This window comes from Rhizobium mongolense subsp. loessense, from assembly GCF_900099775.1.
Classification (GTDB): Bacteria; Pseudomonadota; Alphaproteobacteria; order Rhizobiales; family Rhizobiaceae; genus Rhizobium; species Rhizobium loessense.
Map to the genome: position 1 here is coordinate 67,033 of NZ_FMTM01000009.1, position 21,772 is coordinate 88,804.

Genomic DNA, 21,772 nt, shown 5'->3' on the forward strand with positions numbered 1-21,772 from the left:
CGCCTTCTCTAGTATGTTTCCCGACCCAGTTCGAACTGCTGCGGGGCCTTCGTTCGCGCGATCTGCGCTCCCTCATTCCTGCCGGCGACAATGCGGATTGTCGTTTGCGTGTCCATTGGCGCGGCGGAAGCGACGATCCGCTCGGCAGCCGCCTGAGATGAGGCAAAGGCAAATCCGGTCGGTCCCCAGGAACTTTGCCCGATGCCGACGGCTCCGCATTCGGCAAGCCTTGCGAGCGTTCTTTCGACCGCCGGACTGGTAAAACGGCCGCCTTGCGCCGGCGCGAAATAATCGCCCAGCGTTTGCTGGATTGCCGTCACCGCATTGCCGAAAGTCGCAATGTCCTTTTCGATCGCGGCGGGCATGATCTCCATCAGCGCATGGCGGCAGATCGAAGCCGAGGCGGCTGCAGGAAACGGCGCCAGCGCACGGAATGCCTTGATTTCGGCGTCTCCGTGAATTCCGTGGGCAAGGCTGTCCAGAACGAGAATGATGCGCCACTCGCTCGGAAACGGAATGCGGGAAATGACGGTCGGGGTCAGATCGTCCCGAGCCTTGCCCGCATCGAAGATAAGACCGCCTTCCTCGAAGGCGGCGATGCCGATTCCCGATCGTGCGCCGCGCCCCAGGAAGGCCGCATCTTCGCGGATGTGGAACGGCAAATCATGCAAGCTTCGAAGCGCTGCGGAAACGGCGAGCGCCAGCTGGGTTCCAGATCCCAACCCGGCATGGGCCGGGATTGTCTCTCGAACCATCACCCGGTGATGGCCTGAAAGCTTGAGACGAGACCGCAGGGCAGTAAGGTGCGCAAAAAGCCGGGCGCTCTCGGGTCCATGGACGCTGGTCTCGGCTGCCCGCGAGATCTCCAGCCGCGTCGATATGCCGTCCAGCGGCAAACCGATACTGCCGAAACGCGAGCTGTCCTTGCCAGGGATGTCCAGGAATCCGAGGTGCAAGCGTCCAGGAACTTGAATGGAGACGGAGTCCGACATCGGTTCTATTTCTGAACTTTTTGATAATCGGGCCCTGAGTTATGTTATCGTATTTTACTACCAGCGCAAGCCTGGGTGACGAACCGGGAGAAAAGAACCAAAGGAGCAGCCGCGATGAGCGAGGAGACGGAACGGAAACGGGAGCGCGTTTATTCCGAGGACGAAATCGTTTCGAAGCTGCAGGCGGAGCTTCCGCTTTGGCGCTACGAAAACGGCTGGATTCGCCGCAGATACAAAACGCACAGCTGGAAATCCACCCTCATGGTCATCAACACGGTTGGACACCTGGCAGAGGCGGCCTGGCACCATCCCGATCTCAAGGCATCCTATGCGTGGGTGGAGGTGTTGTTGATGAACCATGCCGCCAAAGGCGTGACCGACAAGGATTTCGAACTCGCCAAAAAGATTGAGGACGTCGTCCAATGGCAGCCGGGTAAGGCGGACGGTGCCCTCGAAGGCACGCCCAATGCCGATCAGCGATTTGCTTACCTGAAATATGATAGCTGAGCCAAAATTTCGTCGGATGGACTTCACATTTGGCGAAGAACAGATAAATTCACGACGGCACCAGAAAGTTTCGGAGTGTGATGGTTGCATGGATCGGCAGCCAAACAGTTCCTTTGACAACTGCAATTGAGCAGGTGGCAAAGCTTCTGGCAAAGAGCCGCTGCCCGGTATTTTCCATTGAATCGGATGTCCATGGCTCCCGCAGCCTGATTGCGCTGGCGGAGCGGGTCGGGGCGACCTATGACCACGTGAATGGCCGAAACCTTCTTCATGAAGTGGCACTTCACACGGATATCGGCGGGTTTTTTGCAACGGCGACGGAAGTGCGCCGCCGCGCCGACCTCATCATCATCGTGGGCGACATCGCCGCGCCTCATCACGATCTCATTTTATCGCTTGCGTCAACGGCGGCGGATCTTTCGTCGTCAAGCCGACGCCGTTGGCTTCAGATCAAAGGCAAGGCGCCGGCCGCCGCCGGCGAACCTCTGCGGCGTTTGAAGGCGATCGAAGTGGGCTCGTCCGATTTTCCCATCGATGCCGTGCTCGGAAGCCTCAGGGCGATGCTGGCTGGAAGAAAAACATCCGCCCCGCTCGCCAATATCGATGCTTTCCTAAGCGAAATGGCGAGGGCGCGATTTCCCGTCTTCGTCTTCTCCCATCTCAACGACCCGGCCAGTCTGGCGATGCTGCAAGGCATGCTGGCAGACATCAACAAAGCCCGGCGGGCGACGGCTCTTTTCCTGCCGGCCGACGACGACGCCTGGGGCATGGTCTTGGCATCGACCTGGATGACGGGCTTTCCGCCGCGAACAGGCTTTTCGACCGGCTCACCCGTTCATGACCCGTGGCTTTGCGACATCGAGCGGATGATTGCAGATAAGGAGGCGGATCTGCATGTGTGGGTATCGGAGCGTGACGAGGCGCGTCCGCCGAAACGCAGCCGAGTGCCCACCGTCGCGCTGGTGAGGAGCGAACGGCCCGCAGCCGGCGCGTTGGTCACCGTTCGTATCGGCAAGGCTGGTCTTGACCATGACGGCGTGGTCTATTCGAGCCGCATCGGAACCTTAAGATCCGTTGCCGCAACGGCGCCTTCCGCTCTTCCGAGCATTTATGCAATTGTCGGGCAACTCGAGCATGCCCTGCAGGGAGAGGGTTTGCCATCATGATGATCCGTCTTGCAGGTGGGGAAGTGGTGGATCCGGTCAATGGTCCGACCGGCGATCGCGACGTCTGGATCAAGGATGGCGTCATCATCGAAAAGCCGGTCTCAAAGAGGGCCGACAAAACCTATGACGTTTCGGGCTGCCTCGTCATGGCCGGTGCAATAGACATCCACTCGCATATCGGCGGCGGCAACGTCAATACGGCGCGACTTCTGTTGCCCGAACAGCATGCCGCGCACCTCAAACGGCCGTTGCACACGCCGCTTTCAAACGCCGGGTGGTCTACCTTCAACACGGGATGCCTTTACGCTCAGATGGGTTTTACCACCGTGGTAGAGCCCGCCATGTCGCCTTCGAACGCGCTTCATACCCACATGGAGCTTGCCGACATCCCGATCATCGACAAGGCAACGCTTGCAATCCTCGGCAATGACGATTTCCTTCTGTCGATGATCAGGGACAACGCCTCGTCGGCGATGATCGACGATTACGTGGGTTGGACCGTATCGACGGCAAGATCGCTCGGCGTGAAGGTGATCAATGCCGGCGCAGCAGCCGCCTTCAAGGAAAACATCCGCAGCTTCGCCTTCGACGACGTCGTGCCATCCTACGGGGTCACTTCCCGCAAGATCGTCGAGACGCTGCAGTCCGCCGTCGGTCGTCTGGGCATTCCTCACCCTCTCCATGTCCACGCCAATAACCTCGGTATCGCCGGAAACGCGGTAACGGCTGCTGAGACAATTCGCGCCTCGCAAGGCCAACCGATCCATCTCGCACACCTGCAGTTTTATGGTTACGGCACCGAAGGCAAACGCGGCTTTTCCTCCGAGGCTGCCCGTCTTGCCGATCTGGTCAACAGCACGGAAAACGTGACGATCGACGTCGGCCAGGTGATGTTCGGCCAGACAGTGACAATCTCATCCGACGTCATAAGGCAGTATTCCGGAATGCGAACGGCAAGTCCGAAAAAGTCCATTCTCTTTGACGGCGACGGAAACGGCGGCGGCATTGTCCCCTATCGCTATCGCAAGGACTACTATGGTTCGCTGCAATGGGCGGTGGGGCTCGAGCTGTTCTTGCTGATCAACGACCCATGGCGGGTTTTCTTCACCACCGACCATCCGAACGGCGCCCCCTTCACGGCCTATCCCGAACTGTTCGAGTTGCTGATGTGCCGCGATGTCCGCAATGCCAAGATGGACGAGCTCGACCGCTCCGCGCTGGAGCTTACCACGCTCGCCTCGATTTCCCGCGAATATACGCTTGAGGAGGTTGCGGTCATGACGCGAGCAGCGCCGGCGAGGCTGCTTGGCCTCGATGACCGTGGGCACCTCGGCCCAGGCGCAATCGCGGACATCGCCGTCTACCGGAAAGGACAGGATGTCCAAAGGATGTTCCGCGATGCGGCTCTGGTGTTCAAGAACGGCGACCTAGTCGTCGAGGACGGCGTCGTCACGCACTATCGTTGGGGAAAGACGGTGCACCTCAATTTGCCGCCCGACAAGGGCATCACCAAGCGCATGCAAGCCTATCACGAAGATCGCTACGGGCTGTCGCTCGACTGGTTCACCTTTCCGGATTCAGCGATTTGTCGCGAAAACCCTTTTGCGGAGGTCGCATGCAGGAGCTGATCCGCAACGGCATCGAGATCGACGACACGTTCGCTGAGGCGTTCGGCATGCGTGCGACTGCAATCATCATCACCGCGCCGAGCCTGAAGTGGGCGCGCCAGGCGGCGACCACCATGACGGGCTTTGCGACCTCCGTCATCGGCTGTGGTTGCGAAGCGGCGATCGACATCGACATTCCGGCGTCCGAGACACCGGATGGGCGTCCGGGCTGCCGCGTAATGATCTTTGCGATGGGGACGGACGAGCTGCAGAAGCAGTTGAAAACCAGGCTCGGTCAATGCGTTCTGACCTCACCCGGCAGCGCCTGTTTTTCCGGGCTCGAAGGCAGCGCCTCGCTCGATCTCGGATCATCCCTGCGCTATTTCGGCGACGGGTGGCAGATCTCCAAGAAGTTCGGCGGCAAGCATTATTGGCGGGTGCCGGTCATGGATGGCGAATTTCTGTGCGAGGCGAAGACCGGTTTGACGAAAGCGGCGGTTGGCGGTGGAAACCTCTTCCTGCTCGCCACGGACGGCGAAAAGGCGCTGGCGGCGGCCGAGCGCGCCGTGGCGGCGATTGAGAAGGTTCCCGGCGCAATCATGCCTTTCCCCGGCGGCATCGTACGCTCCGGCTCGAAAATCGGCGGCAAGTACAAGGGCATGATGGCTTCGACCAACGATGCCTATGCTCCCACACTACGGGGGGTGACCAGGAGTGCGCTTGGTCCCGACATCAATGCAATCCTTGAAATCGTCATCGACGGGGAGACGAGCGAGGCGGTGGCTGCGGCGATGCGTGCCGGGCTGAAGGCGGTCATCAATTTCGGGCCGCGGCGCGGCGCCTTGCGCATCAGCGCGGGGAACTATGGCGGCAAACTCGGCAAGTTCCATTATCATCTGAGGGATCTCCTGCCATGAAGCCGCTGACCTTCACCCTTCGCTCAGAACCGGATGAAAGGCTCGACCTGTCCGGCTTGACGCCCCAAAAGCTCAACGGCATGCAGCCTGCCGACATCGCCAGATTGCCGGTGGGAACGAGCCGGCGTCCCGCCACGGTGGGCGATGTCTTCAAGGTGGCGGGCAGGGATATCTCGAGCATTGTGTTTTCAGGCGGCAGCGGGCGCTTCGACCTCGTCGGAGCGGAGATGACGACGGGACAGATCCGCGTCGAGGGCGATGTCGGCGCCCGCGCCGGTCGCCGCATGGCTGGCGGCCTCCTGAAGATCGAAGGAAGGGCCGGTTTGCAGGCGGGGTCGGGGATGCGGAACGGGCGCATCGAGATCGCCGGTGATGCAGGCGACGGCCTTGGCGGGCCGATGGCGGGAGAGATCCATGGCATGACGGGCGGCCTCGTGATTGTTGGCGGCAAGGCCGGCCATCGCCCCGGCGAGAAAATGCGGCGAGGCATCATCGCTCTATTGAAGGGATGCGGCGATTACGCCGGTCTTGGCATGACCGCCGGGACGATCGTTGCCATCGGACGCGTCGGTCTTTATCCCGGCCACTTGATGAAGCGCGGATCGCTTCTGTTCGACCGGCGACCGGCGGCTCTTTCGCCGACGTTCATCGATTGCGGCCGCGTCGAAATCGTCTTTCCGGCACTGTTCGACCGCTATCTGATGAAAGACAAAATCCTCGACCGGCCGCTGCTCGGCAAAAAACCTTTCCGTTTCGGTGGTGACAATGCGGTCTTGGGCAAGGGCGAAATCATGTTTCCGCGGGGTTGAGCCGTGGCCGTCCGCTTTAAGATCGGCCGAAGATCTTCAATCGGATTGCTGCAACATCGGGTAAAGCTTGTCGAAGAAGGGCAGGCATTGGGCTCCCCGCTCACGCAGGAACACCTGAAAGGCACTCATCGCCGGGGAGATGGTTCTGTCCGTCCGCGTGACCGAAAACCATTGCCTGCGGATCGGCATGCCGATGACGTCGAGGGTGACGAGTTTGCCGAACTCCAGCTCCATGGCGATGGTATGGGCCGAAATGAAGGCGATGCCGAGGCCGGCCATGACGGCCTGTTTGATCGTCTCGTTCGACGACATCTCGGTTCCCAGATCATCGAGCCTGCCAGGAATCTCGCCGAGAAAGATTTCCAGCGATATGCGCGTGCCCGAACCGGGTTCTCGGACAAGAAAATGTTCCTTTGCGATCTCCTCTTTGGTGATGTCCCGTTGTCCGGCCAAGGGATGGTCGGGCGGTGCGACCATCACCAGCGGATGGTCGCCGAATCCCACCGAGTGCAACGGCATGTCCTTGGGCGGACGGCCCATCAGGGCGATGTCGACGTCATGGTTCTTAAGCTTTGTAATGATTTCTGCCCGGTTGCCGATTGCGAGCGAAACGGCGATCCCGGGATGGCTCTTGCGGAAGGTCGCCATCATGTTCGGCGCAAAGTATTTTGCGGTCGAGACGACGCCGAGGGCGAGGGTGCCGGTGCGCACGCCCTTGATTGCATCGACTTCGTCGTCCAGCTGGCGCAGCCTTTCTTCGATCATCTGGGCGGCATCGATGAAAGCAAGGCCTGCCGCCGTTGGACGAATTCCGTCATTCGTCCGGTCGAAAAGGATGATGCCGGCATCCTCCTCAATCTGCTTGAGCTGGATGGTGACGGCCGAAGGGGTGAGGCCGAGCGCATTGGCGGCCCGCACGATCGTTCCGTGCCGCGCGATCTCCTGCGTTGCGCGCAAATGGCGAAGCGTGAGGTTCTTCATCAGAGGAGCTTAAATTTAGTTAGCTAACTCGTAAATACAATAAATTTTACTTAACTCAAGATTCCTGTTTCGATGTTGCCATGCCCGGGCAGTGAGGAGCGGGCGGGGAGGTAGGCTATGACTTCGTCGACGCTAGACGCCTTTTTGAATTCCCATATCGGCAGTGGTGGGCCGCATTGCGAAGCTGCCGCCGTCACGATCAGGCAGCTGGCCGCCGCTGCGGTCACGCTCTACAGCACGATCAATCAGGGTGCGCCCGGCAAGGCCTTTTCGAGAGAACGCGGCCATGTTGGTCCAGGCGGCGACATAACAAAGGATCTCGACGTCCTGGCCGATGCCCTTTTCATCGACGCGATGCGAGAGGCGCCTGTCTGCCTCTACGCATCCGAGGAGCTCGAAGACGCAGCCCTCCTCGATCCGAAAGCTCCGCTTGCAGTCGCCATCGATCCGTTGGACGGCTCCTCGAACATCGACATAAACGCCTCCATCGGGACGATCTTCTCCATCCTCCCAGCGGCTGGTGATCCGGTCGGCGAGCCTAACGCCTCCTTCTTCCAACGGGGAGACGCCCAACTCGCCGCCGGCTTTTTCATCTACGGTCCGCAGCTTGCGCTGGTTCTCAGCCTCGGCAGCGGCACTCACGTCTTTGTCTTTTCCTCCGCTGGCGGCGTTTTCATTCAAGCCCACGAAAGCCTGATCGTTCCACCCAGGACCCAGGAATTCGCGATCAATGCCTCCAACTATCGTCATTGGGACGAAGCCGTCAGGCTTTATGTCGATGATTGCCTGAAGGGGACGGAAGGGCCGCGTGAAAAGGAATTCAACATGCGGTGGATCGCGGCCGTTGCCGCCGATGCCTATCGCATCCTCATGCGCGGCGGCGTTTACCTCTATCCCGGCGACACGCGCAGGGGCTATGGCGAGGGCCGGCTGCGGCTGGTCTACGAGGCCAATCCCATCGCTATGCTTATTGAGCAGGCCGGCGGTGCCGCCACCGACACGATCAGCCGTATTCTGGACCTCACGCCGACGTCACTGCATCAGCGCGTTCCGCTGGTCTTCGGCTCGGCGCGGGAGGTCATGCGCATTGGGCGCTACCACACCGAGCCGAGCAATATTGCCGAGCGAGCGCCGCTCTTCAGCAATCGCGGTCTCTTCAGGGCCTGATTGGAGAACAAGACATGTCGGCAAGGCATCCCATCATTTCGATTACCGGATCGTCGGGCGCCGGAACCACGTCGGTCAAGCGGATATTCGAGCAGATCTTCAGGCGCGAGAAAATCGAAGCGGCCTTCATCGAGGGAGACGCATTTCACCGCTACGACCGGCAGGCCATGAAGGAAAAGGTGGCCGAGGAGGAACGGAACGGCAATCCAAATTTCACCCATTTCAACGCAGAGGCCAATGAACTGGAGACGCTCGAAGCCGTTTTCGAGGAATATGGTCGCAGCGGTACGGGCCACACAAGGACCTATATCCACGATGAACAGGAGGCCGCGCGCTTTGACGTCCCGCCGGGCAGCTTCACGCCATGGCGCGATTTTCCCAAAAGCGACCTGCTCTTTTATGAAGGGCTGCACGGATGCGCGGTGACGGACAAGGTCAATCTCGCCCGTCACGCCGACCTGAAGATCGGCGTCGTGCCTGTCATCAATCTCGAATGGATCCAGAAGATCCACCGTGACCGCGAAGCGCGCGGCTATTCCACCGAAGCGGTCATGGACGTCATCTTGCGGCGCATGCCCGACTATGTACGCTTCATCACGCCGCAGTTCACGCTGACCGATATCAACTTCCAGCGGGTGCCGATCGTCGACACATCCAACCCGTTCATCGCGCGCTGGATCCCGACGCCTGACGAATCGATGCTCGTCATCCGCTTCGCGAGACCGCGCGGCATCGATTTCCCCTATCTGCTGTCGATGATCCACGACTCGTTCATGTCGCGCGCCAATTCCATCGTGGTGCCGGGAAACAAGCTCGATCTCGCCATGCAGCTGATCCTGACACCCCTGATCATGCAACTGATCGAACGCAAAAACCGCGCCTCATGAGGATGAAAGCGATGAACACGCAACTCCAGCCGCAGGGCATTATCGAGTCCGCTATCGTAACGGAACAAGACATGGCCGATGCCATCAGGGCGCTTGCCATGGATGGCGTTCAAAAAGCCAATTCTGGCCATCCTGGCATGCCGATGGGCATGGCCGACGTCGCAACGGTGCTGTTCAACCGCTTCATCAAGATCGATCCCTCGCACCCCGATTGGCCCGATCGCGATCGCTTCGTTCTTTCGGCCGGCCACGGTTCGATGCTGCAATATGCGCTTCACTACCTGATCGGCTATGAGGATATGACGGTTGAGGAGCTGCAGCGGTTCCGCCAGCTAGGCGCCAGGACTGCAGGGCATCCCGAGTATGGTCACGCCCTCGGCATCGAGACGACCACGGGTCCACTGGGCCAGGGTATCGCAACGGCGGTCGGCATGGCGCTTGCCGAGCGCATGTCCAATGCGCGCTATGGCGACGGGCTCGTTGATCACTATACCTATGTCATCGCCGGTGACGGATGCCTGCAGGAGGGCATCAGCCATGAAGCGATCGACCTTGCCGGCCATTTGAAGCTGTCGCGGCTGATCGTGTTCTGGGACAACAATTCCATCTCGATCGACGGTCCCACCAGCCTCTCGACCTCGATGAACCAGCTGGCACGCTTCCAGGCGGCGGGCTTCGACATGCAGGAGATCGACGGGCACGATTTCGATGCGATCGGCCGGGCGATTTCCCGGGCAAAGGTTTCGAACAAGCCTTCGCTCATCTCCTGCCGTACCATCATCGGCAAGGGCGCTCCAAATCTTCAGGGGTCGGAGAAGACGCATGGCGCGCCGCTCGGCGAAGCCGAAGTCGCCGCGGCAAGACACGCCTTGAAATGGACAGCGGCGCCGTTTGAGGTTCCTGAGTCTATTTTGGAACGCTGGAGCGATGCTGCCGCACGCGGGGCAGCCGAGCGGGTCAAATGGCTCAACCGCGTTGCTTCAGCTCCCGAAGGCGCCGCCTTCCTGAGCACCGTAGACCGTGAGATCGACACATCACTCTTCGATGAACTTGCCGCGTTTCGGCAAACGCATCAGGCCAAGGCGACCAAGGTCGCCACGCGCAAGGCCTCCGAAATGGTTCTTGGCATCATCAACGCCGCGACGGATTTGACGATCGGCGGCTCGGCGGACCTAACCCATTCCAACCTGACGCTGACCGCGGGAATGGAGCCGATCAAGCCGGGAAGTTACGCTGGCCGCTATATCCATTATGGCATCCGCGAACACGCAATGGCGGCTGCGATGAACGGCCTTGCCCTGCATGGCGGGTTCATTCCCTATGGCGGCACCTTTCTTGCCTTCGCCGACTATGCGCGCGGCGCCATCCGCCTCTCGGCACTCATGGGGCAGCAGGTCATCTACGTCATGACGCATGACTCGATCGGCCTTGGAGAAGACGGGCCGACCCATCAGCCGATCGAGCATCTGGCAATGCTGCGCGCGACGCCCAACCTGAACGTCTATCGTCCGTGCGACATCGTCGAGACGGCCGAATGCTGGGAACAGGCTCTCAAGGACCGCAATCGTCCGAGCCTCCTTGTGCTGTCGCGGCAGAACCTGCCGATGTGTCGCCCGGCCAACAGCGAAGAAAACCGTTCTGCGCGCGGAGCCTACATCCTGCGCGCGACCTCGGAACCATCTTCCGTCACGCTCCTCGCGACCGGTTCCGAGGTCGAAATTGCCTGCGTTGCTGCCGATATGCTTTCGGCTGAACACGGCATCGGGGCGAGGGTGGTGTCCATGCCGTGCTGGGAGCTATTCGAACAACAACCGTCCGAATACCGCGAGGCAGTGCTCGGAACTGCTCCGCGGATCGGCATCGAAGCGGCGGCGCGTCTCGGTTGGGACCGATACCTTGGAGACGGTGGCGTTTTCATCGGCATGGAGGGCTTCGGTGCCAGCGCTCCTGCCGCCGCACTCTATGACCATTTCGGCATCACCTCCGGGGCCGTCGTGGAGGCGGCGCTGAGAATTGCGGCCTGAGGTCTCATCAGGCCAGCCGGACAGTTCAACGTGAAAGGAGCAGGCTGATGGCCCGCATCGCATTACGCCAGCTGCTCGATCATGCAGCGGAATACGGTTATGGCGTTCCCGCCTTCAACATCAACAATATGGAGCAGGGGCTCGCGGTTATGGAGGCTGCTGCCGCCTGTGACGCTCCCGTTATTCTCCAGGCCTCCAAGGGTGCCCGTGCCTATGCAAAGGACATCATGCTGGTGCGCATGATCGAGGCTCTTTCGGAGATTTATCCGGCCATTCCCATCTGCGTCCATCAGGACCATGGCAGCGACGAAGCGACCTGCATGACGGCGATACGCCACGGCTTCACCTCGGTGATGATGGATGGCTCTCTCGAAGCGGATGCCAAAACACCTTCGTCTTACGAGTATAATGTCGCAATCACAGAACGGGTCACGCGCATTGCCCATTGGCTGGGCGTGTCTGTCGAAGGGGAGCTGGGTGTTCTCGGTTCGCTGGAGAGCGGCACCGGGGCTGCCGAGGACGGTCATGGCGCTGAAGGTGCTCTATCACATGAGCAGCTTCTGACGGACCCTGACCAGGCCGTCGATTTCGTCGCGCGCACCGGTGTCGATGCGCTGGCGATCGCCTGCGGCACGTCTCATGGCGCCTACAAGTTCACCCGGGCGCCGGACGGCGACATTCTGGCGATGAGCGTCATCCAGGCAATTCACCTCAAGCTGCCGAACACGCATCTTGTCATGCACGGCTCATCCTCGGTCCCGCAGGAGATGCAGGACGTCATCAACCGCTTCGGAGGACGGATGCCGCAGACCTACGGCGTGCCCGTCGAGGAGATCGAGCGCGGCATTCGCCATGGGGTCCGCAAGGTCAACATCGATACCGACTGTCGCATGGCGATGGCGGGGCAGTTTCGCAAGATCGCCGCAGAGCATCCGGAAGAATTCGATCCGCGAAAATTCCTGAAACCGGCAATGGATGCCTTGCGCAATCTCTGCCGTGACCGCTTCGAACGTTTTGGCACGGCGGGCAACGCCTCAAGGATCAAGGTTATTGCCTTAGAGGAGATGGCGAGACGCTATGCCGGCGGCGAACTCGATCCGAAAACCACAGCAGCCAAAGCCGCCTGAGCGGCGATCCGGAAGACAACGAGAGGACCAAGCCATGGCCAATAAATCGCAAACCGTCACAGGTGCGGAACGCTACAGAGCTGGCGTGATGGAATACAAGAAAATGGGCTACTGGGAGCCTGATTACGAGCCGAAGGATACCGATATCATCGCGCTCTTCCGCATCACGCCGCAGGACGGCGTCGATCCAGTCGAGGCGGCCGCAGCCGTCGCGGGCGAATCCTCCACCGCCACCTGGACGGTCGTGTGGACCGACCGGCTGACGGCAACCGAGAAATATCGCGCAAAGGCCTACAGGCTCGATCCTGTGCCGAATGCGCAAGGCCAGTATTTCGCCTATATCGCCTATGACCTCGACCTGTTCGAGCCAGGCTCGATTGCCAACATGAGCGCATCGATCATCGGCAACGTCTTCGGCTTCAAGCCGCTGAAGGCATTGCGATTGGAGGACATGCGGTTTCCGGTCGCCTATGTGAAGACTTTCCAAGGGCCTGCGACCGGCATCGTCGTCGAACGCGAGCGGTTGGACAAGTTCGGTCGCCCGCTGCTTGGCGCGACCGTGAAACCGAAGCTTGGCCTTTCGGGGCGCAATTACGGTCGCGTGGTCTATGAAGCGCTGAAGGGCGGGTTGGATTTCACAAAAGATGACGAGAACATCAACTCGCAGCCTTTCATGCATTGGCGCGAACGTTTCCTCTACTGCATGGAGGCGGTCAACAAGGCCCAGGCCGAGACCGGCGAAATCAAGGGAACATATTTGAACGTCACGGCAGCCACCATGGAGGACATGTACGAGCGGGCTGAATTTGCCAGGGAGCTTGGATCGGTCATCGTCATGATCGACCTTGTCATCGGCTACACGGCGATCCAATCCATGGCAAAATGGGCGCGTCGCAACGACATGATCTTGCACCTTCATCGCGCCGGGCACTCGACCTACACGCGCCAGAAGACACATGGCGTGTCGTTCCGGGTGATCGCCAAGTGGATGCGCCTTGCAGGCGTCGACCACATTCACGCCGGAACAGTTGTCGGCAAATTGGAAGGCGATCCCGCAACGACACGCGGCTACTACGACGTCTGCCGCGAAGGCTTCAATCCGATGCGTTTGGAAAACGGCATCTTCTTCGACCAGGATTGGGCTTCTCTCAACCGCATGATGCCCGTTGCTTCGGGCGGCATCCATGCAGGGCAGATGCATCAGCTCCTGGACCTTCTTGGTGAAGATGTCGTGTTGCAGTTCGGCGGCGGCACCATTGGCCATCCGATGGGCATTGCCGCCGGCGCCACGGCCAACCGCGTTGCGCTCGAATGCATGGTGCTCGCCCGCAACGAGGGACGGGACATCGTGCACGAGGGACCAGAGATCCTGCGCGAGGCGGCGCGCCACTGCCAGCCATTGCAGCAGGCCCTCGACGTCTGGAAGGACGTGACCTTCAACTACACTTCGACCGACACGCCGGATTTCGTGCCGACGGCCACAGCAGCAGAATAGGAGACCTCACATGCATATCACCCAGGGAGCATTCTCGTTCCTGCCGCCGCTGACGGACGAGCAGATCGCCCGTCAGGCGCAATACTGCATCGACAAGGGCTGGGCGACGAGCCTCGAATTCACCGATGATCCCCATCCCCGCAACACCTATTGGGACATGTGGGGTCATCCGATGTTCGACAATGCGGACGCAGCCGCGCTGATAATGGAGCTGAACGAGTGTCGGAAGGTCTATGGCGACCGCTATATCCGGCTCGTCGCCTTCGACAGCAGCCACGGATGGGAGTCCGTTCGCCTCTCCTTCATCGTCAATCGTCCTGCCGAAGAGCCGGGATTCCGGCTCGAGCGGCAGGAGGCGGCCGGCAGACGGCTCCATTACACCACGCGTTCTTATGCGGCAGACCGGCCGGCGGGAGAACGTTATGGCTGATGCGGTCCCCATGAGGCCTAAGATCGATGGCGAGGAACCATCAGCCATCGATCTGCGGGTGGAATATGTCGAGTCCGGCGTCAAGGAGCTCCTCGACGAGCTGGACAATTCACTCATCGGCCTTGCACCGGTCAAGCAGCGGATCAAGGAGACCGCGGCCCTACTTTTGGTCGAACGCGCGCGCAAGCGCCTCGGTCTCGCTCATGAAACGCCGACTTTGCACATGAGCTTCAGCGGCAATCCCGGGACTGGGAAGACGACGGTCGCATTGCGCATGGCCGATCTGCTCCATCGCCTCGGCTACATCCGAAAGGGGCATCTGGTATCGGTGACGCGCGACGACTTGGTGGGGCAATATATCGGTCACACGGCGCCGAAGACGAAGGAGATCCTGAAAAAGGCGATGGGTGGTGTCCTCTTCATCGATGAGGCCTATTATCTCTACAGGCAGGAAAACGAGCGCGACTACGGCCAGGAAGCGATCGAGATCCTCCTGCAGGTCATGGAGCACCAGCGTGAGGATTTCGTCGTCATACTGGCCGGTTATGCCGACCGGATGGAGCGCTTCTTCGAAAGCAATCCAGGCTTTCGCTCGCGTATCGCTCATCATATAGACTTTCCAGATTACACCGACGACGAACTTTTGCGGATCGCCGAGGCGACGCTTACCAAGCAGAACTACCGTTTCGACGCCAAGGCGCGGGCCGCCATGGAAGAATATATAGCCCTTCGGCGCCGCCAACCGCATTTTGCCAATGCGCGCTCCATCCGCAACGCCCTCGACCGCGCTCGCCTGCGTCAGGCAAACCGGCTGTTCGAGACTTCTGCCGGCCCGATCGATGCCAAGGTGCTGTCCACCATCGTTGCCGAAGACATCCAGGCCAGTCGCGTCTTCAACAGCGCGGCAAGACAAGAGGAGGCCACGTCATGAGCCGCAAAACGATCATTGCACCGTCCATCCTTTCGGCAGATTTTTCCCGGTTGGGCGATGAGGTGGAGGAGGTCGTCAAGGCGGGCGCAGACTGGATCCATCTCGACATAATGGATGGTCATTTCGTGCCCAACATCACCTTCGGGCCGCCGGTCGTCAAATCGATCCGCAACCGGACGGACGCCGTGTTCGACTGTCATCTCATGATTGCGCCGGTCGATCCCTATCTCGCCGCCTTCGCCGATGCCGGCTGTGATTACATTACGGTCCATGCGGAGGCCGGGGCCCACCTCGACCGAACGCTTCAGGCGATTCGCAATCTCGGCAAGAAGGCCGGCGTTGCGCTCAATCCGTCGACGCCCGAAGGCGTGATCGAATACGTGCTCGACCGGCTGGACCTCGTCCTGCTGATGACCGTCAATCCCGGATTCGGCGGTCAGGCCTTCATTCCGGCGGTCGCCGAAAAGGTGCGCCGCGTGGCCGCGTTGATCGGTTATCGTCCGATCCATGTCGAAGTCGATGGCGGCATTACGGCCGAAACCGCGCCGCTGATCGCTGCTGCCGGTGCCGACGTCCTGGTTGCCGGCTCGGCCATATTCGCTGGCAATGACGCGTCGGCCTATGCGGGCAATATCCAAGCGATCCGCCGACAGGCAGACAAGGCGCTGGCGCAGCAGGCAGCGTAAGGCGAGAAGCCAAGGGGATGATGAGACCGCCGGCGACAGCCGGCGGTCTTCTCTTTTATTGCTTCTTCTGGAATTGCTCGAGGTAGGCGAGGAGATTGGCGATGTCGGCATCGTCCTTCAGGCCAGCAAAAGCCATCTTGGTGCCCTTCACCTTTGCCTTCGGATTGTGGAGGTAGTCGCGCAACGATGCCTCGTCCCACTTCAGGCCGGCCTTGCCCGCTTCGGTCATCGCCTTGGAATAAGAAAACCCGGGATGCGAGCCCGCAGTCCTGCCGATCACTCCGTTCAAAGACGGGCCTACCTTGTTCTGGTCAGTGTCGGCACTGTGACAGATCTTGCACTTGTTGAACACCGTAGCGCCTGCATTGGCATCTCCCTCCTGAGCATTGACCCCGCAGGCAGAAAAGATCGCAACTGATACACCGATCAGAAGGATATGATAGTTCATGATATTTCCTCATTTCGCCAAGGGTGCCCTTTGACGAAGGCAGGCGCTGCTGTTCCTCCACCGGCGCCAGCCATTTTGAATCGCATGGCCTTCCGCACGGGTGGCGGCAGACTTGCGATCCGGCAAAAAGTTACCTGCCAGCGAATGTAAGTCAACCCTTTGATAGGCCATTGAACCCTCATCGATCGCGCAGGACGGACGTCGCGATTGACGGGCCGGGGTCAAGCTCTTAGCCTCTTCGCACCCTTACCACTTCCAGCACCGCGGGGGCGCGGCTGGTTGGCAGTCGCGGCTGCGGCGCCTGAGGGGCAAAATGGTTGCGGCGACGCCCCGTTGGTCGAAAGGTGCGACATGTTATTTATCGAACTCGTCTTGACAATTTGTGTTGCCGACAAGCCCTCGAGCTGCCGGGATGAACATCTTCATTTCGAAAACAGGGGAAGCCTGATGGCCTGCATGATCCAGGCGCCTCCTGAGATTGCCAGGTGGTCCGAGGAGCATCCTAACTTGCGCGTCGTGAGATGGCGGTGCGAATATCCACCGAAGGGTACAGAGATCTAAGAGGAAAATGCGACAATCGGCCACGATGTGGGCATCGGCTGGAAAGGCGCAACAAACGTCGCGCAGAGGAGGGCTCCTTTCGAGCCTGGACCATGCACAGGAACCTGCAGCTGCCGGCAGGGAAGGGTTGCGCGTCGGTGGCTTTTCGGTTCCTCCTGCTGGAGGACGGCTGAGAATATGTGAGCCTGGCCTCACACAAAGCTCGCATGCTCGATCAGCTGTTTTGCGCCCTCGTCTCGCTTGAGGCGAGCGAAAAGCAGCTTTTTCAGCCTTCGCTCCCGAGGCCTGTATTGATGGCGAGGCACGGTTTTCGCGAGGCAGTGATGCTGACCGGCCGGATCGTCGTTCTCTCGCCGCCAGTTTCATGTACCCGCGCGCGCCCCTTCATCGAATTCAGTTGTATTGAGAATGGGAAGAGCGCATGGTCCGCACTTCAGCGGTCTTTATTAGGGGGCTGCTGATCGAGGGCCGCCACTCCAATAGCTGGCCGGCCATGTCGTTCCTACGCGGGACCTCCAAATACTTGTCGCGGGATCGTTCAACGAGGACATCGAAATCGTCGTATCGGAATGTCGCGAATCTGTCCTCACACATGAGTTCTAACTTCAAAAAGGATCGCACCAATGGCTAAAGGACAAGTAAGAGGCAACCGCGAAGCGCGGAAACCGAAACAGGAGAAGGCGCCGATAAAGGTGGAGAGTACGTTCGCCAATCAGATCAAGGCCGCAACGAAAAGCAACCCACAGGGCGGCAGACATAAGAGCTGAACGCGATGGGAGAATGAGCCGTGCCGCTCGCCAGTCTTCCACCGGGCGGTCACGAAAGGCGATTTTCCAGAAAGTCAGGAGGAGAAACAACGATCCCGTCACGCGATCTGTCGGTTTGACTACCCTCTGTTTCTCGTCAGATCCGCGGTCATGATAGTTGTTGCGCGATACGGCAAAGCCAATTGGGCATTAAAACTCTGGCGCCGACAAAGATGGACGTGATGTTTTCCACTCCATAGTTGACCATCTTATTGCGATGAGCGTCGAGGCGCTTTCTTCAAGCCATCGAGCAGGGCGGACATGCCATCGTTTGCCGCCAGTGCCAGCATATGATTGTCGGCAAGATCCAAGACCGCGACAATCGCCTCACGCTCGTTCCAGCCGACGGCAACGGCGGCTGCTATCAGGTCGAGGAAGGCGAACTGCAACGCCTCTTGGCAGCGTATGTGCCTTTCGAGATTGTCGTCGGTAGCGAACGGTCGTGAGATATCGCGCATGGACCGATAGTGTCCGATTCCCTTTGGCGAGACTACGGCATTTTAATAATTGCTGATGAAGTCCACAGGATGCAGGAGCCGCATCAATCTGCTCTCCTTCGAGGGGCATGCTTGCCCGAGATCAGCTACCGACCCGCCGGCATTGTTCGTGCAGGAGAAGTGAGGAACCTCTTTCCAAGCGCGAGGGTTCTCAGGCGGCTTAACGTAGCCCGCCCTTGAAGCTTTCATTCGGCGAGCTCCGGCGGTTTTTGGCGGCAGCCTCTTTAGGTATCCGGCCAGGCGTGTGGTCCAGGCTTTGCCAGAAGCGCTACCCAGCAGTTCAAGAACATACGCGTGTACGGTGAAATCTTGCGCTCTTAGCGCGAAAGATTTAAGGCCCTGGTCCAGGACCCGAAAATCGATTCAAAAGCATCGTATGTCTGCTTCGGCCTGGGCTCTTCTCAGCTCCGCCGTCGCTGCCTTTGCGGGAGCACTTTCGCGGAACAAAGCGCCGTTTTCTCCGGTGAGGAGCCCCATTTGCTTAAAGGTGGAGGCCGTCTCGTAGCGTTCATAGGGCAGAATGGATTCAATGACGTCGATCGAACACGAGCAACGGTCGAGGATCGCCCGATTTTCTCCATTCGCCTTCATGCAGGCATAGACATATTCTGCAATGACGTTGGTCGGATAACGTGTTCCCGCTGCCACCGGATGCGTGAAGCTCATTGCTGCAAATGCGAAGATCGCGATCCCAAGTGTCTTAAGCGCAGTCATGGCGGTTCCTTTCATGCAGCGCAGTTTTTGCCTGACGAAGATGATGTACAGTGTTATTATAGCATAATTTCAATGACGTCGATACATTTGCAGTAGTTTTACAGTAACCTGACGATATTAGCATTGCGTCGCACAAGACCAATGCTGCAACGCAGCGAACATTGCTGAACAAACACGCTTGCAGAAAGCAAATCTATCTCTTATGGTCTATTTGTTTCCGGCTTCAAGGACGTTACCGTCAAGGGAGTGGTGACTGTCTTCGTAGGCCAAGCGGGTGGGCGGTAACGGTGCCCTCCGCGCGCCTGGCTTAGGTCGTGACACGCTGCCGGAAATACTTCCCACACGCTGAACCGATGACGCGGGTCGCTGAACAGGCGCCGTTTTAACTCGTCATCCTTGCGAACTTAGGGAGGACTAAATGCGTGTACGTGCAAACTTCATAAAATCGGCATTGGTGACGACTGCGGTATCTTTGTCATTGGCGGGAGGAGTTACTGCCAACGACGAGGTCCAAAAATTGATCTCCGATTCCAAAAACTGGGCGATTCCGACCGGTGACTATGCCAATACCCGGTTTTCGAAATTGAACCAGATCAACAAGGACAATGTGAAGAACCTCCAGGTCAAATGGACATTCTCGACCGGCGTGCTACGCGGTCATGAAGGTGGACCTCTGGTGATCGGCGACGTGATGTATGTCCATGCGCCGTTCCCAAATACCGTTTATGCTCTCGATCTCAACAATGACGGCAAGATCCTCTGGAAGTATGAGCCCAAGCAGGATCCGAACGTCATCCCGATCATGTGCTGCGACACGGTCAATCGTGGCGTTGCCTATGGCGATGGCAAAGTCATCCTCTACCAGGCCGACACGACAGTCGTTGCGCTCGACGCCAAGACCGGCAAGGTCGTGTGGTCGGCGAAGAACGGCGAGGATACGGCCGGCGGCAAGGGAGAGAGCGGAACGAGCGCACCCATGGTCTTCAAGGACAAGGTGCTGATCGGCATATCGGGCGGCGAGTTCGGTGTGCGTGGCCATGTGACCGCCTATAATCTGAAGGACGGTTCGGTTGCCTGGAAGGCATATTCGACCGGTCCTGACGCGGAAACCTTGATGGATGGGGAAAAGACCACTCATCTCGGCAAGCCGGTCGGCAAGGATTCTGGCGTCAGCAGCTGGGAAGGCGAGCAGTGGAAGCAGGGTGGCGGAACGACCTGGGGCTGGTATGCCTTCGATCCGAAGCTCAACCTGGTTTACTACGGCACCGGCAACCCGTCGACCTGGAACCCGGTTCAGCGACCGGGCGACAATAAATGGTCGATGACCATATTCGCACGTGATGCGGATACAGGCATGGCCAAGTGGGTCTACCAGATGACCCCGCATGACGAATGGGACTTCGATGGCGTCAACGAGATGATCCTCGTCGACGGCATGGACATCAGCGGCCAGAAACGCGACGTGCTGGTGCACTTCGACCGCAACGGCTTCGCCTATACGATGGATCGCGCAAACGGCGAGTTGCTCGTTGCCAAGAAATACGATCCGGCCGTCAACTGGGCGACGGAAGTCGTCATGGATCCGAAGAGCAAGGAGTATGGCCGCCCGCAGGTGGTTGCCCAGTACTCGACGCAGCAGAACGGTGAGGACACCAATACGACGGGCGTCTGCCCGGCCGCACTTGGAACGAAAGACCAGCAGCCGGCCACTTACTCGCCGAAGACCGGGTTGTTCTACGTGCCGACCAACCATGTCTGCATGGACTACGAGCCTTACCAGGTCAGCTATACCGCCGGTCAGCCCTATGTGGGGGCAACGGTATCGATGTACCCGGCTCCCAACAGCCATGGCGGCATGGGCAACTTCATCGCCTGGGACGCCGCCAAGGGTGAGATCGTCTGGTCGAAGCCCGAGCAGTTCTCTGTGTGGTCGGGTGCACTGTCGACTGATGGCGACGTCATCTTCTACGGTACGCTGGAAGGCTACATCAAGGCTGTCGATAAGGACGGTAAGGAACTCTACAAGTTCAAGACCCCGTCCGGCATTATCGGCAACATCAACACCTTCGAGCATAAGGGCAAGCAGTATATTGCCGTGCTATCGGGTGTTGGCGGTTGGGCCGGCATCGGACTTGCCGGTGGTCTTTTGGGTGCGGAAGGTGCTGCAGCTTGGCAGCAGGCCGTTGCCGGTCAGAAGGCTCCGACCGAGGAAGACAAGTCGATCTCGACGGCAGGTCTCGGCGCTGTCGGCGGCTATGCCGCTCTTGCCGACTACACGACGTTGGGCGGTCAGCTCACCGTCTTCGGTCTCCCGGATTGATCTGCGGGAACCCATAGCACGCCGACCTCCTGGTCGAGGCGGCTGGTAGAGAAGCGAGGGCCCGGAAGTCCGGGATTTCCCCGACGGGCCCTCGAATTCGCCACGCAAACCACAACTCTCCTGTCAACGCCGCATCGCGACAGCAAGGCTGTATTGGTGGCGAATGAGAAAGAGGTCCGAATGTCAGTGCGCAAAACAGTCTTAGTGCTTGCGATGTCTTTTATAGGTTCCAGCGTCATCCTTGCTGCCGACGACAAGCAGAAAGCCGCAGCCGTCAGCGATCAGGATGGCAAATATGTCGATGCGGAAGGCAATCCAACATTCAAGATCCAGGATGACGGGACGGTCGACTGGTATACCTTCAGCGGCTACCGGCGCTATCATTCCGACTGTCATGTCTGCCATGGACCCGACGGCGTCGGCTCCAGTTATGCGCCTGCGCTCGCCAACACCATGAAAAACATGGACTACGGAACCTTCCTGTCGATCGTTGCGGAAGGCCGCAAGAATGTCGGCGGCGGCAAGGAAAACGTCATGCCGGCGTTCGGCGAAAACAAGAACGTCTACTGCTACCTCGACGACATCTACGTCTATCTGCGCGCGCGGGCCGTCGGCGACGCGCCGCGCGGTCGTCCGCCCAAGAAGGCCGACAAGCCGCAAGCGGCGAAAGACCACGAAAAATCCTGTATGGGGAGCTGAT

The 21,772-nt window shown here is 59.5% G+C and carries 20 protein-coding genes; 15 read left to right on the forward strand and 5 right to left on the reverse strand.

All coding sequences use genetic code 11. The features are described 5' to 3' along the window. Positions 1-8: 8 nt before the first annotated feature. Entirely contained in the window at positions 9-992 is a 984-nt protein-coding gene (locus BLP23_RS24905) for a beta-ribofuranosylaminobenzene 5'-phosphate synthase family protein (RefSeq protein ID WP_092587417.1), read from the reverse strand. A 114-nt stretch (positions 993-1,106) separates the two neighbouring features. Here BLP23_RS24905 and BLP23_RS24910 point away from each other — a divergent pair, with 114 nt between their 5' ends. The 5 genes from BLP23_RS24910 (at position 1,107) to BLP23_RS24930 (ending at position 5,998) form a co-directional block, all read left to right on the forward strand. Beyond that, positions 1,107-1,499 (forward strand): 4a-hydroxytetrahydrobiopterin dehydratase, encoded by a 393-nt coding sequence (locus BLP23_RS24910; protein WP_092587418.1) that lies wholly within the window; start codon positions 1,107-1,109, stop codon positions 1,497-1,499. 113 nt (positions 1,500-1,612) lie between these two features. After that, positions 1,613-2,665 carry a molybdopterin-binding domain-containing protein gene (locus BLP23_RS24915; protein ID WP_139187108.1) on the forward strand — a complete coding sequence of 351 codons (1,053 nt, stop codon included), beginning with the start codon at positions 1,613-1,615 and terminating at the stop codon, positions 2,663-2,665. Beyond that, positions 2,662-4,293 carry a formylmethanofuran dehydrogenase subunit A gene (locus tag BLP23_RS24920; protein WP_092587420.1) on the forward strand — a complete coding sequence of 544 codons (1,632 nt, stop codon included), beginning with the start codon at positions 2,662-2,664 and terminating at the stop codon, positions 4,291-4,293. The genes BLP23_RS24915 and BLP23_RS24920 overlap by 4 nt, the downstream gene beginning before the upstream one ends. Further along, complete coding sequence (gene fhcD, locus BLP23_RS24925) at positions 4,281-5,189, forward strand: formylmethanofuran--tetrahydromethanopterin N-formyltransferase (protein ID WP_092587421.1); 909 nt, start codon at positions 4,281-4,283, stop codon at positions 5,187-5,189. The genes BLP23_RS24920 and fhcD overlap by 13 nt, the downstream gene beginning before the upstream one ends. Then, positions 5,186-5,998: a formylmethanofuran dehydrogenase subunit C gene (locus tag BLP23_RS24930; RefSeq protein ID WP_092587422.1), complete on the forward strand. Its 813-nt coding sequence runs from the start codon at positions 5,186-5,188 to the stop codon at positions 5,996-5,998. Before fhcD ends, BLP23_RS24930 begins: the two co-directional genes overlap by 4 nt. A gap of 36 nt (positions 5,999-6,034) precedes the next feature. Here the strand turns inward: BLP23_RS24930 and BLP23_RS24935 are convergent, their stop codons facing one another. Continuing rightward, on the reverse strand, positions 6,035-6,979 hold the full coding sequence (locus BLP23_RS24935; RefSeq protein ID WP_092587423.1) for a LysR family transcriptional regulator: 945 nt from the start codon (positions 6,977-6,979) through the stop codon (positions 6,035-6,037). 117 nt (positions 6,980-7,096) lie between these two features. On the opposite strand from BLP23_RS24935, the gene BLP23_RS24940 reads away from it, so the two are divergent. Genes BLP23_RS24940 through rpe form a run of 8 tightly spaced genes read left to right on the forward strand, consistent with a single transcriptional unit; the run spans position 7,097 to position 15,726 of the window. Then, positions 7,097-8,146 carry a class 1 fructose-bisphosphatase gene (locus tag BLP23_RS24940; RefSeq protein ID WP_092587424.1) on the forward strand — a complete coding sequence of 350 codons (1,050 nt, stop codon included), beginning with the start codon at positions 7,097-7,099 and terminating at the stop codon, positions 8,144-8,146. Between the two features lie 14 nt (positions 8,147-8,160). Next, complete coding sequence (locus tag BLP23_RS24945; protein ID WP_092587425.1) at positions 8,161-9,033, forward strand: phosphoribulokinase; 873 nt, start codon at positions 8,161-8,163, stop codon at positions 9,031-9,033. Positions 9,034-9,044: 11 nt separating this feature from the next. Then, positions 9,045-11,057, forward strand: a complete 2,013-nt coding sequence (gene tkt, locus BLP23_RS24950) for a transketolase (protein ID WP_092587565.1) — start codon at positions 9,045-9,047, stop codon at positions 11,055-11,057. 47 nt (positions 11,058-11,104) lie between these two features. Further along, entirely contained in the window at positions 11,105-12,184 is a 1,080-nt protein-coding gene (fba, locus tag BLP23_RS24955; RefSeq protein ID WP_092587426.1) for a class II fructose-bisphosphate aldolase, read from the forward strand. Between the two features lie 34 nt (positions 12,185-12,218). Continuing rightward, the gene (locus BLP23_RS24960; protein ID WP_022716099.1) at positions 12,219-13,679 is read left to right on the forward strand and encodes a form I ribulose bisphosphate carboxylase large subunit; all 1,461 of its coding nucleotides are present in this window, start codon (positions 12,219-12,221) and stop codon (positions 13,677-13,679) included. A gap of 10 nt (positions 13,680-13,689) precedes the next feature. Continuing rightward, a complete protein-coding gene (locus BLP23_RS24965) occupies positions 13,690-14,109 on the forward strand; it encodes a ribulose bisphosphate carboxylase small subunit (protein WP_092587427.1) in 420 nt (139 codons plus the stop codon). Positions 14,110-14,119: 10 nt separating this feature from the next. Next, entirely contained in the window at positions 14,120-15,040 is a 921-nt protein-coding gene (cbbX, locus tag BLP23_RS24970; RefSeq protein WP_092587566.1) for a CbbX protein, read from the forward strand. Further along, positions 15,037-15,726 carry a ribulose-phosphate 3-epimerase gene (gene rpe / locus BLP23_RS24975; protein WP_092587428.1) on the forward strand — a complete coding sequence of 230 codons (690 nt, stop codon included), beginning with the start codon at positions 15,037-15,039 and terminating at the stop codon, positions 15,724-15,726. The genes cbbX and rpe overlap by 4 nt, the downstream gene beginning before the upstream one ends. A 55-nt stretch (positions 15,727-15,781) precedes the next feature. Here rpe and BLP23_RS24980 read toward each other — a convergent pair whose 3' ends face one another. The 3 genes from BLP23_RS24980 to BLP23_RS25000 form a co-directional block, all read right to left on the reverse strand. After that, the gene (locus BLP23_RS24980) at positions 15,782-16,174 is read right to left on the reverse strand and encodes a c-type cytochrome (protein ID WP_092587429.1); all 393 of its coding nucleotides are present in this window, start codon (positions 16,172-16,174) and stop codon (positions 15,782-15,784) included. A 1,576-nt stretch (positions 16,175-17,750) separates the two neighbouring features. After that, the gene (locus BLP23_RS24995; protein ID WP_092587432.1) at positions 17,751-17,999 is read right to left on the reverse strand and encodes a hypothetical protein; all 249 of its coding nucleotides are present in this window, start codon (positions 17,997-17,999) and stop codon (positions 17,751-17,753) included. A gap of 402 nt (positions 18,000-18,401) precedes the next feature. After that, positions 18,402-18,752 (reverse strand): hypothetical protein, encoded by a 351-nt coding sequence (locus BLP23_RS25000; protein WP_233426808.1) that lies wholly within the window; start codon positions 18,750-18,752, stop codon positions 18,402-18,404. 418 nt (positions 18,753-19,170) lie between these two features. Between BLP23_RS25000 and BLP23_RS25005 the strand changes: the two genes are divergently transcribed. Both BLP23_RS25005 and BLP23_RS25010 read left to right on the forward strand, forming a co-directional pair. Further along, positions 19,171-21,072: a methanol/ethanol family PQQ-dependent dehydrogenase gene (locus tag BLP23_RS25005; protein WP_092587433.1), complete on the forward strand. Its 1,902-nt coding sequence runs from the start codon at positions 19,171-19,173 to the stop codon at positions 21,070-21,072. Between the two features lie 213 nt (positions 21,073-21,285). After that, positions 21,286-21,771 (forward strand): c-type cytochrome, methanol metabolism-related, encoded by a 486-nt coding sequence (locus BLP23_RS25010; RefSeq protein ID WP_407691807.1) that lies wholly within the window; start codon positions 21,286-21,288, stop codon positions 21,769-21,771. Position 21,772: the final 1 nt, after the last annotated feature.

Bases quoted from the DNA above. Each gene is read 5' to 3' on its own strand.
- BLP23_RS24905 (WP_092587417.1), bottom strand. From the start codon at position 992: ATGTCGGACTCCGTCTCCATTCAAGTTCCTGGACGCTTGCACCTCGGA.
- BLP23_RS24910 (WP_092587418.1), top strand. From the start codon at position 1,107: ATGAGCGAGGAGACGGAACGGAAACGGGAGCGCGTTTATTCCGAGGAC.
- BLP23_RS24920 (WP_092587420.1), top strand. From the start codon at position 2,662: ATGATGATCCGTCTTGCAGGTGGGGAAGTGGTGGATCCGGTCAATGGT.
- fhcD (WP_092587421.1), top strand. From the start codon at position 4,281: ATGCAGGAGCTGATCCGCAACGGCATCGAGATCGACGACACGTTCGCT.
- BLP23_RS24930 (WP_092587422.1), top strand. From the start codon at position 5,186: ATGAAGCCGCTGACCTTCACCCTTCGCTCAGAACCGGATGAAAGGCTC.
- BLP23_RS24935 (WP_092587423.1), bottom strand. From the start codon at position 6,979: ATGAAGAACCTCACGCTTCGCCATTTGCGCGCAACGCAGGAGATCGCG.
- BLP23_RS24940 (WP_092587424.1), top strand. From the start codon at position 7,097: ATGACTTCGTCGACGCTAGACGCCTTTTTGAATTCCCATATCGGCAGT.
- BLP23_RS24945 (WP_092587425.1), top strand. From the start codon at position 8,161: ATGTCGGCAAGGCATCCCATCATTTCGATTACCGGATCGTCGGGCGCC.
- tkt (WP_092587565.1), top strand. From the start codon at position 9,045: ATGAACACGCAACTCCAGCCGCAGGGCATTATCGAGTCCGCTATCGTA.
- fba (WP_092587426.1), top strand. From the start codon at position 11,105: ATGGCCCGCATCGCATTACGCCAGCTGCTCGATCATGCAGCGGAATAC.
- BLP23_RS24960 (WP_022716099.1), top strand. From the start codon at position 12,219: ATGGCCAATAAATCGCAAACCGTCACAGGTGCGGAACGCTACAGAGCT.
- BLP23_RS24965 (WP_092587427.1), top strand. From the start codon at position 13,690: ATGCATATCACCCAGGGAGCATTCTCGTTCCTGCCGCCGCTGACGGAC.
- cbbX (WP_092587566.1), top strand. From the start codon at position 14,120: ATGAGGCCTAAGATCGATGGCGAGGAACCATCAGCCATCGATCTGCGG.
- rpe (WP_092587428.1), top strand. From the start codon at position 15,037: ATGAGCCGCAAAACGATCATTGCACCGTCCATCCTTTCGGCAGATTTT.
- BLP23_RS24980 (WP_092587429.1), bottom strand. From the start codon at position 16,174: ATGAACTATCATATCCTTCTGATCGGTGTATCAGTTGCGATCTTTTCT.
- BLP23_RS24995 (WP_092587432.1), bottom strand. From the start codon at position 17,999: ATGCGCGATATCTCACGACCGTTCGCTACCGACGACAATCTCGAAAGG.
- BLP23_RS25000 (WP_233426808.1), bottom strand. From the start codon at position 18,752: ATGACTGCGCTTAAGACACTTGGGATCGCGATCTTCGCATTTGCAGCA.
- BLP23_RS25005 (WP_092587433.1), top strand. From the start codon at position 19,171: ATGCGTGTACGTGCAAACTTCATAAAATCGGCATTGGTGACGACTGCG.
- BLP23_RS25010 (WP_407691807.1), top strand. From the start codon at position 21,286: ATGTCTTTTATAGGTTCCAGCGTCATCCTTGCTGCCGACGACAAGCAG.